12 protein-coding genes are annotated in these 13188 nt (G+C 64.8%); 7 read left to right on the top strand and 5 right to left on the bottom strand.

Translation table 11 applies throughout. The features are described 5' to 3' along the window. Window positions 1-59 precede the first annotated feature (59 nt). Window positions 60-1871 carry an EAL domain-containing protein gene (locus LL972_RS07675; protein WP_228327071.1) on the top strand — a complete coding sequence of 604 codons (1812 nt, stop codon included), beginning with the start codon at window positions 60-62 and terminating at the stop codon, window positions 1869-1871. A gap of 124 nt (window positions 1872-1995) precedes the next feature. Here the strand turns inward: LL972_RS07675 and LL972_RS07670 are convergent, their stop codons facing one another. The 4 genes from LL972_RS07670 to LL972_RS07655 all read right to left on the bottom strand — a co-directional run bounded on the left by LL972_RS07670 (window position 1996) and on the right by LL972_RS07655 (window position 6135). Beyond that, a complete protein-coding gene (locus LL972_RS07670; RefSeq protein WP_228327070.1) occupies window positions 1996-2694 on the bottom strand; it encodes a DUF1349 domain-containing protein in 699 nt (232 codons plus the stop codon). Window positions 2695-2826: 132 nt separating this feature from the next. After that, the gene (locus tag LL972_RS07665) at window positions 2827-3747 is read right to left on the bottom strand and encodes a M14 family metallopeptidase (protein ID WP_228327069.1); all 921 of its coding nucleotides are present in this window, start codon (window positions 3745-3747) and stop codon (window positions 2827-2829) included. A gap of 675 nt (window positions 3748-4422) precedes the next feature. After that, complete coding sequence (locus LL972_RS07660) at window positions 4423-4680, bottom strand: KGG domain-containing protein (RefSeq protein WP_024940389.1); 258 nt, start codon at window positions 4678-4680, stop codon at window positions 4423-4425. A 324-nt stretch (window positions 4681-5004) separates the two neighbouring features. Further along, entirely contained in the window at window positions 5005-6135 is a 1131-nt protein-coding gene (locus LL972_RS07655) for an NAD(P)/FAD-dependent oxidoreductase (protein ID WP_228327068.1), read from the bottom strand. Window positions 6136-6372: 237 nt separating this feature from the next. On the opposite strand from LL972_RS07655, the gene LL972_RS07650 reads away from it, so the two are divergent. The 6 genes from LL972_RS07650 to LL972_RS07625 are packed head-to-tail and all read left to right on the top strand — an operon-like array spanning window position 6373 to window position 12385. After that, window positions 6373-7557, top strand: coding sequence for a glycosyltransferase (locus LL972_RS07650; RefSeq protein ID WP_228327067.1), 1185 nt, complete (start codon window positions 6373-6375; stop codon window positions 7555-7557). 51 nt (window positions 7558-7608) lie between these two features. Further along, window positions 7609-8382, top strand: coding sequence for a glucose-1-phosphate cytidylyltransferase (rfbF, locus tag LL972_RS07645; RefSeq protein WP_039527250.1), 774 nt, complete (start codon window positions 7609-7611; stop codon window positions 8380-8382). Between the two features lie 4 nt (window positions 8383-8386). Further along, window positions 8387-9436, top strand: coding sequence for an NAD-dependent epimerase/dehydratase family protein (locus LL972_RS07640; RefSeq protein WP_119128762.1), 1050 nt, complete (start codon window positions 8387-8389; stop codon window positions 9434-9436). Beyond that, a complete protein-coding gene (rfbC, locus tag LL972_RS07635) occupies window positions 9433-10014 on the top strand; it encodes a dTDP-4-dehydrorhamnose 3,5-epimerase (RefSeq protein WP_228327066.1) in 582 nt (193 codons plus the stop codon). Before LL972_RS07640 ends, rfbC begins: the two co-directional genes overlap by 4 nt. Further along, window positions 10011-11312: an NAD(P)H-dependent oxidoreductase gene (locus LL972_RS07630; RefSeq protein WP_228327065.1), complete on the top strand. Its 1302-nt coding sequence runs from the start codon at window positions 10011-10013 to the stop codon at window positions 11310-11312. The genes rfbC and LL972_RS07630 overlap by 4 nt, the downstream gene beginning before the upstream one ends. 32 nt (window positions 11313-11344) lie before the next feature. Then, a complete protein-coding gene (locus LL972_RS07625; protein ID WP_228327064.1) occupies window positions 11345-12385 on the top strand; it encodes an acyltransferase family protein in 1041 nt (346 codons plus the stop codon). A gap of 53 nt (window positions 12386-12438) precedes the next feature. Here the strand turns inward: LL972_RS07625 and cobA are convergent, their stop codons facing one another. After that, a complete protein-coding gene (gene cobA / locus LL972_RS07620; protein ID WP_228327106.1) occupies window positions 12439-13185 on the bottom strand; it encodes a uroporphyrinogen-III C-methyltransferase in 747 nt (248 codons plus the stop codon). Window positions 13186-13188: the final 3 nt, after the last annotated feature.

Raw genomic sequence — 13188 nt, 5'->3', positions numbered from 1 at the left:
GTGCCTCATGATCGTCACCTGTCGATGACCTCGGTTTGTTTCTAGTAGCCATGCAGTGTGTGATCTTCAACACGGAACCTGACGACATGACGCTTGCTTTGGATACCAAACAGCAGGAACAGCACTTCGACTGGTCAGGTGTGCCGATCGACCTGGGTGGCATGGAGCCGCTCGATCAGATTGCGCGTCTGCTATGTCACGCACTGGTTGCGCCTGCGGCCGCATTGACCATCATCGAGGGTGGCCGCGTGCGCGTGCTGGCGGCGCGCGGCATCAGTCCCGAGCATGTCGAGCAAGCCATCGAGTTGTGCCGGCATGCGTCCGCCGCAGCCAATGGTGTGAGGGAGCTGATCGAACCTGCCGCACTTGCCCCGATCCAGTTGGGCGACGCTGCCTTCCCGGGCTTGCCGGCGCGCTTTATCGCGTGCGTCCCGGTCGGAGCGCCGCAGACCGGCGTGGCCGGCACCTTGTGCGTGATCGATACGCGCGAGCGTCGCCTGGCCAGCCAAGAACACCAACAGCTGTTGATGTTCGCCAATGTGGCGGCGGCGCAACTGGAACTGCAATTCGGCGCCGGGCGGCGCGAACCGCATAGCGGCTTGCTCAATGCACGCCAGCTGCAGTCGGATCTGGATGCCCTCGCCTTCGGCAGCCACTGCGTACCGACCATTGCCGCCTTCATCGAGGTCTACGACACCCAGGCGGCCAATGAAGCGCGTCAGGCGCTGGGCATGCAGCCGCTGGAAGAACTGGTGCGCCACGCCAGCTATGTGCTGACACGCGCCCTGCGCGGCAAGGCCACCGTCTATCACGTGGCACCGATGCGATTTGCGTTTTTTCTATTGAATTCCGCGCCTGACGAGATGGAAGACCTGTTGCTCGATCTGCGCGACATGTTGCATGCACCGATGGATGCGGCCGGCGTCCCCATGTCGTTGACCTTTCATGCCGGCGTCGTGCGCTTTGCACCACAGCAGCCGGACACCAACGATGTCATGCGCAAGGGGCTGGTGGCGCTGGGCGATGCGATCAACAACCACGCCATCGTGTGCTGGTACAGCGCCTCTCACGACGATGCGATCCAACGTTCGTACCGGTTGGCGCTGGATGCCGAGAAGGCACTGGAAGCGGGCGATTTCCGCCTGGTCTTCCAGCCCCGGATCAACCTTGAAGACTTGTCGGTGACCGGCTTCGAGGCACTGTTGCGCTGGCGCCATGCCAGTCTCGGCCCGATCGGTCCGGACGAATTCATCCCCTTGTTCGAAAAAACCGCCTTGATGTGCACCGTCACCAACTGGGTGATCGAGAACGCATTGGCGCAATTGGCGAGCTGGCGTGCGCAGGGGCTGGATTTCTCCATGTCGATCAATCTGTCTTCGCGCGATTTCGGCAACCTCAATCTCGCCGCAGACGTCATCCATCGCTGCAGGGAACTGGCCATTCCCACTGAGCGGATCGAGCTGGAAATCACCGAAGGCCGTTGGCTGCGCAGCAATGTGGAGGCCGTGCCACGGCTGCGCGCCCTGCGCGATGCCGGGGTCAGTGTGGCCATTGACGACTTCGGTACCGGCTACAGCAACTTCGGTTACCTCACCGAGCTGCCGGTCAACGTGCTCAAGCTCGATCGCTCGCTGGTGACCGGCATCGCCACCAAGGCCGGCATGCAGATGCGTGCCGAGGCCGTGGTCCGCCTGGCCAGTGCGCTGGGATATCGCACCGTGGCAGAAGGCATCGAGCATGCCGACGAAATTGCACTGCTACGCAGTTGGGGATGTGATGAAGCCCAGGGCTATCTGCTGGCCCGGCCGATGGAGGCAGAGCTGGTCGCGGCGTATGTGGCAAGCGCCGTTGCCGAACAGCGCTTGCCGTAATGCGATCTGTTCGAGGCGCAATGCGCGCGTGCATGGTGCTTGATCGATGCGCGCAGCACCGCCCTCGCCTCCTGCAGTGAGACACGTGGCAACGCAGTGCACACGCTACGTTGCCGTGCGGCGCTCAGCTCAGATCGTGCAAGTCCTTGCCCAGCGGCGGACCAAGCGTCCAGTCCGAAAAACGCACCTTCAGCCCGTCACGCTCCGGCGTGCAGCACATAGGCCCGACCTGGTATGCGTCAGCGACAGGAAACGGGCAAAGTCTGACCAGCGGCCAGGTACGACCATCGGCCGACACCTGCAGGCGCAGCACGCCGTCGGCGACGGTGGCGCGGATCCAGAAATCCTTGGGGTCGGCCTCGTAGGGGCCGGTCGCCCAATCCGAGACCGGGTTGGTCAACACGCTGCTGAGCATGGCGCGGCCATCGCTTAGCTCGATGCCCGCCTTGACCCAATGCTGCTCGTCCACGCGCACCATGATGCCAGCCTGGTCGTAGAGCGACTCGTACTGCGCGCGCACCCGCACCTGTGCGGTGAATCGCGCTGCGGCGGTGATACCGAGAAAATGCCCGCTATCGCGGGTGAACCCGTAATGCGTTTTACGCCAGAAATCGGTGGCCTTGTCGGTGACCACATCCAGCGTGCCGCCGTTGATTACGACGGTCCGTGGCCGATTGAGCCAGCTGCCATCCTGCCATTGCGTGCCCTGTGCCATCGTGTTCTCCGTGTTGGGTTGCCTGGCAAGCACACCGCCGCTGACGGCCATTCCCATTGCGCCGCCCAGCAGGCGTCTGCGTGTACTGTCTATCGCATCGTGGGTCATCCAATGTCGTCCATGCATTTGAAGAACTGCATAGTCTAGCCGCGCAGTGGGCCAAAACGTGCGCACGCGTAGTACTGCAGATGGTTGGCGTCGCCGCGACGACGGCTTCGATGCTCACGCCAGCTCATGTTGTCAGCGCTGTGCGAGCGCGTAGTCCAGCGCCGCGCAAATGGCCGCCACCTGCGCGGCGTTGCACTGGGCGGGCGTCGCGCGCGGGCTGTCCGGATACACCTCGGTGGTGGTGCGATAACGTGCGTCGGTGACGCCCGCGCACAGGCCCAGACGCCGCACCGGATAGTTGATGACGCCAGGAGCAGCCACCGCTGCGCCAATGATCTGGCCGTTTGCGTCAGCAGGTGCGATATGGGTGATCTCGGCGACGGCGGCAATGATCGCCTGCTGAAACTGCGGTTGCGGATCCTCGCTATCGCCCACCAGATAGAATCCGTCCGGAATGCTGCCCGGCACGAACGCGACGCCGTCACGCGCGGCCAGGGCCGGGCGAAATTCGCTCTCGTCGCTGTCGGTGGTTTCGTGCAGATCGATGTGCACCAACATCTGCCCGACCACCGAGGCGACCAGTTGCATCAATGCTGCCGACTCCGCGGCCGGGCTGTCCTGGCGAAACGCACGATTGGGGTCGATGGCTTCGGCATTCCAGCGCTGGACCCGTTCGTAGCCCCACGGATTGACACAAGGCGCCACCAGCAGATTGAGCTTGCCTGCATAGGCTGCGGCGCGTTGCTGCAGGAACTGCAGCGCGCCCTGCACGCCGCTGGTTTCATAGCCATGCACGCCACCGGTCACCAGCGCGCAAGGCAACCTGGCATCCCACTCGGCGCTGCGCAGCGCGATCAACGGATACTGCTCGGACCCCGCCTGGATCGTTCCGTAATGCACACGCTCGAAGCAGGCATCCAGTGCATCAATGACCTGCACCACATCAATGGCATGACTGCGCTGACTTAGCTGGCGTGCCCGCCATGCGGCGCGCTCTGCCTCGCCCCAGGGCTGATGTGGAATGCCGATCGGATACGCCGTGCGTTCTGTCATTACCGGTGCCGTCCATTGAAAGACGGCCAGGGTAAGTGCTACGCGCCGAGCGGTCCATCCGGCGGCAGAGGCGATGACAGTGACGGCGCCTAAGGCCGAGCCCGGTTGCGGCTGACCATCAATTTCGTTGTCGAACCGCCTGTGTCGACCATGGGCGCGATACCGCCTTGCATGCGGGCTACCGCGACCGCGGCCGCAGTTGGGGCATGCAATGGTCACTGATCCGGTTTCGGTGTTGGACATCCGGACGTTGCAATGCAGCCGAGCTGCCATGCAAGGGCATTCCCAGGCCTTCCACTCAACACCCTGGGATCCAAGCCCAGCTGCCGATTTTGAAATTTCTGCAGCGGATGCAAATCCTGCATTCGCTTGGGGTCAGTGCACCAAGCAATCGCGAAATATTTCCCTGCAATCGATCGCGAGTGGGCGAGAACGGGTGAAAAAACTTCCGACGCCGCGGTGATGCATGGCACATCGATATCTTCGTCAGGTCTCGATCAACCCAAGCAAGGCATGAGCACACCGAAAACCACACGCAGCTGCAATCGATTGTTCCGGACGCACTGTCAGCTCTGCAGACAGCTCCGCAAAAATAAGCAGGCCCCGCACGTGGCGTGCAGGGCCTGCAATCCGCTGCAGCAAGAACGGCGCGCCAGATGCGCGCCGCACTCTTGCCTAGACGGCCTCTTCCTGAGGTTTGGCCTGCTTGGAACGCCCCCCCTTGCTGCCGATCCGCGACATATGATCGCGATCGCGGCTCACGGCCTGGCCGCCCTTGCGGCCAGCTTCGCGTGCTTCGTCGCTGGTAAATTCGTGCGCATTGCCGCTGGCATGCGCTGCCTTGCCGCCGCTGCTTGCCAACACGCGGCGCTTTTCAGGATCCAATGCGGCAAAACCGCGCCGGCTACGAGTACTGCTTTGTCCGTCTTCCACTGTGCCTCCTCTCGATGCGTCGATCACGCCACTGGTAGGGGGGTCAACGCAACTATCGTGCCAACCCGCAAAGCCATGCACGCCGGTGCCACGTCGCGCGATGCAGGAAAAAACAGCTGCGCTCGCTGTGCAAATCTTGCACTCCTGGCATGCGCTGGCCGGCGCTTCGTACGCGATGCGTGGATAGCGCTACCACTCGCCAGTGCGAGCGCCTGATCGTGCTGACACCGCCAGCAATATCCAGGCATGCAGCACCGTCAGATCGATCGATGTTGTGTCTCGCCCAACACGGCGAGCCGGAACCAGGAGCAAGGCTCGGCGACGTCAGGCAGGCACCGCAGGCGCGCAGCGCCCGGCAGCCAGCAACGCGGTCACATGCCGTGCGATGCTCAGGCAACAGGTCAGGCCTGGCGACTCGATCCCGAACAGGTTCACCAGGCCGGCGATGCCGTGCATGGATGGACCATCGATACGGAAATCGACCGCCGCCTCGCCAGGTCCGCTGATCTTGGGGCGCACACCGCAATAGCCGGGCTGCAATGCGCCGTCCGGCAGGCCAGGCCAGTAACGCCGGATCGCTGCAGCAAAACGCGCGGCATGCGCTGGCGCGCAGTGATAGTCGGGCTGCGCGACCCACTCCACGTCGGGGCCGAAGCGCGCACGCCCGTGCAGATCCAGCGTGAGATGCACGCCCAGGCCACCGGGTTCGGGCATAGGGTAAATCAACTGCTGGAATGGCGAGCGCCCTGCCAGGGTGAAGTAGCTGCCCTTGGCAAAATAGCCGCGCACCTGCGCATGCGCAGGCAGGCCATCGATCCGTGCGGCCAGCGGCGGCGCACCATGACCGGCTGCGTTCACCAGCCAGTCGCAGGTCAGCCGTGCCGATGGCTGACCTGCGACGGTCACGCGCAGCCCTTGCGCAAGCGGCTCGACCTGCGCGACGTGCGCACGCAGCGCCACGGTGGCGCCATGCGCTTCGGCATCGCCCTGCAACGCCAACATCAGCGCATGGCTGTCGATGATGCCGGTGGTGGTGGACTCCAGCGCCGCGACGCAGCGCAAGGCCGGCTCGCGTGCCTGTACGTGTGCCGCGTCGAGCGGCAGCAAGCCGTACGCACCGCTGGCGACGGCACTGCGGTGCAACTGATCAAGCTGGTCGCGCTGCGCCTGATCGCAGGCGATGATCAATTTGCCGCAGCGCCGATATGGCACGTGGCGCTGCTGGCAATACGCATACAACAGCGCATTGCCGCTGAGGCACAGCTGCGCTTTCAACGAACCGGCCGGATAGTAGAGCCCGGCATGAATCACCTCGCTATTGCGTGCGCTGGTGCCGGTGCCGACGGCACCTTCCGATTCCAGCACCAAAACCTCGTGCCCTTGCATCGCCAGCTCGCGCGCAATTGCCAACCCCACCACTCCGGCCCCTATCACGATGCACTCGACGTCTTGCATGGCCGCTCTCACACGATGGTCGATCAGTCTATCCGCACACTAGAACGCACGGGGTTGTTGTGACCGCCATCACTTTTTTCTCACAATCCGGCTCTATATTCGGCTCGACACATGACGTAAATCACGTTACTCGACGCCAACAGACGTTTTCCCGAATTTTGCGGTGCGCATTCTTCCCCCCACCCGAGCGCGCTTTGTCGCGTCCGGTTCGAAGCTGCAATCACCGAAGGAGTTTGAATGGACGCAACGCGTTCGGTCCTGCTTGCCTCCAATTACGAGGCATGGCCAGAGGCTTTCAATGGGCAGGCATATGCGTTGCTCAACGTGGTCCGCAGTCTGGAACACGCGCAACTGCTGTGTCCGCCCGCGGCCGATTACACCCACGGACGCGGCGTCAATCCCGGCGTGTCGTATCTGCTCAACGAGCTCAAACACCGCGGCGTCTCCGCACTGCAGCGGCTGTGCGGGCAGCCTGCGCTCTCCAACGCACAGCCCCGGGTGGTCGAGCAGGACCATGACCTGTTCTTCTACGTGTGCCAGTTCCCCAGGGAATTGAGCGCGCTGGGGCGTATCAAGGGGTGGCGTGAACGCTGCCGCACCCGCGTGGTGTATCTGCTGGAAACCTGGCCGGAATTGCTGGAATCGCAGAAGGCCGAGTTGAAGCTGCTGGACCAGTTCGACCATGTCTTCGTGCTCAATGCCAGTTGCGTTGATGCGCTGCGCCGCTACACCAGCACCCCGGTGTCGTTTCTGGCCAGCGCCTGCGACACGTTGCTGGCAACGCCACTGCCACGGCCGCCACAGCGCTGCATCGATGTGCTGAGCATCGGCCGGCGCATGCCACAGGTGCACGCGCAATTGCTTGCGCATGCACAGGCCAACCCCGGCTTTTTCTATCTGCACGATGTGTTGCGCGGTGGCGCGGTGCAGGACTGGGCGGCACATCGGCTGCAGTCGGCAGCCATGATCAAGCGCGCCAAGTTCTTCATGGCGCACGACTTCGTGGTGGATACCCAAGGATTCTTCAAGGGTGTGAAAAAGCAGGCGCTGGCAACGCGCTATTTCGAAGGTGCCGCCGGGGGCGCAGTGATCCTCGGCTCCGCACAGGCGTGCCCGGAATTTGCCCAGTACTTCGATTGGGAAGACGCGGTGATCGAGCTGCCGGCCGATGGCGAGGAGATCGGTCCCTTCCTGCGCGACCTGGAGCAGCAGACCGACCGACTGGAGCGTGCCCGTCTGCACAACACCGTGCAGTGCCTGCGACGGCACGACTGGGCACACCGCTGGGCGCAGATCCTGCAAACGCTGCAACTGCCGCGCCCGGCACTGATGGCCGAGCGCCTTGCCATGCTCGACAACCTGGCCACGATGGCCGAACAGGCCGCCTGTCCGCCGGCGATTGCGCTGAGCATGACCGCCTAGCGCTCCATCGCACTGCGCCGAGTCACCGGCGCCTCAGTTCAAGGATCAGCAATGAAAGCAGTCATTCTGGCGGGTGGCCTGGGAACGCGCATTTCCGAAGAAACCGCCATCCGCCCCAAGCCCATGGTGGAGATCGGCGGCAAGCCGATCCTCTGGCACATCATGAAGATCTACGCGCATCACGGCATCCAGGACTTCATCGTCTGTCTTGGCTATCGCGGTGAGGTGATCAAGGATTTCTTCATGAATTACCACATGCGCGAATCCGACGTCACCTGCGATCTCGGCAGCAATACCACCACCTTGCACAACACCCGCGCCGAGCCCTGGCGCGTGACGCTGGTCGATACCGGTGCCCAGACCATGACCGGTGGCCGGTTGCGCCGCGTGCGCGAGCATCTGCGCGACGAGGCGGCGTTCTGCATGACCTATGGCGATGGCGTGGCCGATGTGGATATCACCGCCGCCATCGCACTGCACCAGCGCGAAGGCCGCATGGCCACGGTCACCGCAGTGCAACCGCCCGGCCGCTTTGGCGCCCTGCGTGTGGAAGGCGAACAGGTCACCGGATTCCGCGAGAAACCGCTGGATGGCGACGGCCTGATCAACGGCGGCTTCTTCGTGCTCGACCCGCGCGTGATCGATGTGATCGACGGCGATGCCACCGTGTGGGAGAACAGCCCGCTGGAAACGCTGGTCGATCGCGACGAGCTGAGCGTGTATCGCCACGACGGCTTCTGGCAGCCGATGGACACGCTGCGCGATCGCAATCATCTCGAAACCCTCTGGTCATCCAATCGCGCGCCGTGGCGCGTGTGGGAGTAACACCATGCGTATTCTGATCACCGGCAACATGGGCTACATCGGCCCGGTCGTGGCCGCACATTTGCGACAGCGCTATCCGCAGGCCTGGTTGGTCGGGCTGGATCGCGGCTGGTTCGCGCACTGCCTGTCCGACCCGCGCCGCCTGCCGGAAGTGGTGCTGGACCAGCAATGGTTCGGCGACGTGCGCGATCTCACCGCGCAGCAGTTGCAGGGCTTCGACGCGGTGGTGCACCTGGCGGCGATCTCCAACGATGCGATGGGCAAGCGTTTCGAGCTGGTCACCGATGCGATCAACTGCCGCGCCAGCGTGGCGGTGGCGCAGGCGGCCGCGCAGGCCGGCGTGGGTCACTTCGTGTTCGCCTCCAGCTGCAGCGTGTATGGCGCGGCCGCCGATGGCACGCCACGTTCGGAAACCAGCGCGATCGCACCGCTGACGGCGTATGCGCATTCCAAGATCGATACCGAGCGTGCGCTCGCACAGCTGGACACCGACATGGTGATCACCTGCCTGCGCTTTGCCACCGCCTGCGGTGCCTCGCCGCGTCTGCGGCTGGATCTGGTGCTCAACGATTTCGTCGCCAGCGCGGTGGCCAACGGCACCGTGGAGGTGTTGTCCGATGGCTCGCCCTGGCGGCCGTTGATCCATGTGCGCGACATGGCGCGCGCCATCGACTGGGCAGTGAGCCGTACGCCCGCGGCCGGCGGGCAGTTCCTGTTCGTCAATGCCGGTTCGGAGCGCTGGAACGTGCAGATCCGCGATCTGGCCCATGCAGTCGGCGTGGCGATTCCCAGTGCGCACGTTGCAATCTCCACCAGCGCGCCGACCGACAACCGCTCCTATCGCGTGGACTTCTCCCTGTTCGAACGCCTGGCGCCGGAACATCAGCCGCAGGAAACCCTGCGCTCCACCATCACCGAGCTGCGCGACGACCTGCAGCGCACCGGGTTCAACGATGGCGACTTCCGCCAGCGCTCGGACTTCATTCGTCTGCGCATCCTGCAGCAGCTGGTCGACACAGGCGCCCTGGCAGCGGATCTGAGGGTGGCTGCATGATCTTCCACCCCACCCCGCTGGCAGGCGCGTTCGTGATCGAGCCGCAGCAGCGTGGCGATGAACGCGGCTGGTTCGCACGCGTGTTCTGCACCCAGGAGATGGCGCAGGCCGGCCTGGTCGATCAGTTCGTGCAGGTCAACAACTCGTTCAATGCGCAGGCCGGCACCTTGCGCGGCATGCATTACCAACTGCCTCCGGCCGCCGAGGTCAAGATCGTGCGCTGCATTCGTGGTGCGCTATGGGATGCGATCGTGGATCTGCGTCCGGATTCGCGCACGTATCTGCAGTGGTACGGCACCGAATTGACTACCGAAAATCGCCTGGCCCTCTACGTGCCGCGCGGCTTTGCGCATGGCTTCATCACCCTTCAGCCGCAGACCGAGGCGTTGTATTTCGCCAGTGCGATGTACACGCCGCAGGCCGAGCGCGGCTTGCGCTGGAACGATCCGCGTCTGGGCGTGCAGTGGCCGCTCGAACCACAGCTGGTGTCCGACAAGGATGCTGCCTGGCCGGACTTCAACGAACACCAACACGGCATCCCCACCCTTGCCGGACTCACCCAGCGGGAGCGCGCATGAACATCGATCGTCTATTGCAGGCCCGTGCCGCCGAAGGCCGCCCATTACGTGTCGGCCTCTACGGCGCCGGCTTCATGGCACGCGGCATCGTCAACCAGATCGCGCACTCGGTGCCGGGCATGCGGGTGTCGGCGATCTGCAACCGCAGCGTGGACAAGGCACTGGAGGCCTACCACCTGGCCGGCCAGCACGCACGCGTGGTGGATGGCGCCAGCGAGTTGAAGCGCCAGATCGCTGCAGGCATTCCCGCGGTGACCGACGACCCCGCACTGCTCTACGAATGCGATGCGCTGGATTGCCTGATCGATGCCACCGGCGCCATCGACTATGGCGCGCGCATCAGCCTGGGCGCCATCGCCCATGGCCGCCACATGGTCACCATGAATGCCGAACTCGACGGCACCGTCGGCCCCTTGCTCAAGCGCAAGGCCGATGCGGCCGGGGTGATCTTCAGTGCCTGCGATGGCGACCAGCCCGGCGTACAGATGAACCTGTACCGGTTCGTACGCTCGATCGGTCTGACGCCGCTGCTGTGCGGCAACATCAAGGGCCTGCAGGACCCGTATCGCACACCGGCCACACAGGCCGGTTTCGCCGCGAAGTGGGGCCAGGACCCGCATATGGTCACCAGTTTTGCCGACGGCACCAAGATCAGCTTCGAGCAGGCGATCGTGGCCAATGGCACCGGCATGTCGATCCTGCAGCGTGGCATGACCGGCTATGAGCATCGCGCGCATGTCGACGAACTGACCCGGCGCTACGACATCGAAGCCTTGCGTGCGGTGGGCGGCGCAGTGGATTACGTGGTCGGCGCCCTGCCCTCGCCCGGCGTGTTCGTGCTGGCCAGTCACGACGATGCCAGGCAGCAGCATTACCTCAATCTCTACAAACTCGGCGAAGGCCCGCTGTACAGCTTCTACACGCCGTACCACCTGTGCCACTTCGAGGTGCCGCTGTCGGTGGCGCGGGTGGTGCTGCTGGGCGATGCGGTGCTGCAGCCGCTGGGCGCGCCGCTGGTGGAAGTGATCGCCACCGCCAAGCGCGACCTGGCCATCGGCGAAACCATCGACGGACTCGGCGGCTACATGAGCTACGGCCAGTGCGAACGCGCTGATGTCACCGCAAACGCCGGGCTGCTGCCGATGGGTGTGGCTGAAGGCTGCGTGCTCCGCCATGCGGTGTCCAAGGACCAGGTGCTGACCTACGACGACGTGCAGTTGCCGGCCAACCGCCTGATCGATCGCCTGCGTGCCGAGCAGGCCAGCGTCTTCGCCGACGCTGCGGAACTGGCTGCCTGAGCGCGCAGACAGCGGCCTGCGTCGGCGTGCCGATGTCGCAGCCGATGGTCGCGCTGCCTGCCCGTCCCACCATCGGCGTGCTGCAGGCCGGGCGTGCGCTGGCCGCCACGATGGTGGTACTCAGCCACAGCGTGCTGCCCACCACGCACCTGGTGCAGCCGTTGCCGGCATGGCTGGCCGCGGCGCTGGCGCACGGCTATCTGGGCGTGGATTTTTTCTTCGTGCTGTCGGGCTTCATCATCTACTACGTCAACCATGCCAGTGCGGACACGCCGGGCTGGAGCCGCGCTTACGCCAGCAGCCGCATCAGCCGCATCTATCTGCCGTACTGGCCGGTGGGAGTTGCGTTGGCGCTGGCCTATACGCTGCGGCCCAGCCTGGACGATGGCGACATGGGTTGGTCATGGTTTGCCACGCTGACCCTGCTGCCGGTCGACGGGCAACCCGCATTGGGCGTGGCCTGGACGCTGAGTTACGAGCTGATGTTCTATGCACTGGCGTGGCTGTTCTTCCGTAGCGGGCATCCGCTGCGCTGCGCGGTGATCTGGGCAGGCGTAACGCTGCTGTACGCCGCCCTTGGCGCGCCGTTCGCGCAGCCGTTGGAGCTGTCCTGGCGGGCGTTGCTGCTGCATCCCATCACGCTGGAATTCGTGTTCGGCATGCTGGCGGCACGTGCGGTCTTGAGTGCTGCACCGTGGATGGTGTGGGTCAGCTATGCAGTCGCGGCCGTCGCATTCGCGTGCTTCGTGCTCGATGGCATGCAACGCGTGCATTCGCCGCTGTTCGGCCTGGCGATCGCTGGCGCAGTGGTCGGCCTTGTGCGCGCGGAGTGGCGTGGCTGGCTACGCATCGGCCCGATGCTGCTGTTGCTCGGCAATACGTCGTATGCGATCTACCTGGTGCATATGCCGCTGATGTCAGTGGTGGCACGCACCACGCGGCGGATGGGGCCGCTGGCCACCTGGCCGGTGAATCTGCTGCTCAGTGTAGGCGCCGCACTGCTGCTCGGCGTGCTCTATCACCTGTGCTACGAGCGCATCGCGTTGCGGCATGCGCGCCGAGTTCTGCGTTGAAGCGTCACGCCGCCGCGCGTGGATTGGCGCGCGCGGCGGTCAGCTGATCGCGCTCAGCCCACCGCCCGCTCCAGCATCAGGCCGACGCGATCGTCGCACTGCGCTGCCGCCTCGGATAAGGCAGCGCCCACCAGCAGCAGGGTCGGCAAGCCCGGCAGCATGCCGGCGGCGGTGAGTCCCAGCTCGCCCAGCGTGGTCAACCGGCGCTGCTGCTCGGGCCGGGTGGCCGCCTGCACGATGGCCGCCGGCGTGCTGTCCGGCAGATGCGCCAGCAACGCAGTGGCCAAGGCATCGGCGCGCCGCAGCCCCATGTAGATCCCCAGCGTCGTGCCGCTGGCGGCAAGCGCGCCCCAGTTCGGCTCGCCGTGATCGTGCGTATGCGCGGTGACGAAGGTGATGCCGTGGCAGTGGCTGCGATGGGTCAAGGAGACTTCCAGCGCGGATGCCGCGGCGAATGCGGCACTGACGCCGTTGATGATCTGCACGCCCACTCCGGCGCGGCGCAGGAAGCTGATCTCTTCGCCTGCGCGCCCGAACAGCAGCGCATCGCCGCCTTTGACGCGCACCACGCGCAAGCCTTGCAAGGCGTAGCGCCGCATCAGCCGGCAGATGAAATCCTGCGGCGTCGAGCGGCAACCGCCGCGCTTGCCGACCCGGATCACCCGCGCCTGTGGCGCTAGCTCGACGATCTGCGGGTTGGCAAGATCGTCCAGCAACACCACTTGCGCGGCCGCCAGCGTCTTGACCGCCTTGACGGTGAGCAGGTCCAGATCGCCGGGGCCGGCGGACAACAACACCACATC

The sequence above is a fragment of the Xanthomonas campestris pv. asclepiadis genome (genome assembly GCF_020784175.1).
Taxonomy (GTDB): domain Bacteria; phylum Pseudomonadota; class Gammaproteobacteria; order Xanthomonadales; family Xanthomonadaceae; genus Xanthomonas; species Xanthomonas campestris_D.
The sequence above is the reverse complement of the archived record's forward strand: the minus strand, read 5'-3'. Positions and strand labels throughout refer to the sequence as shown.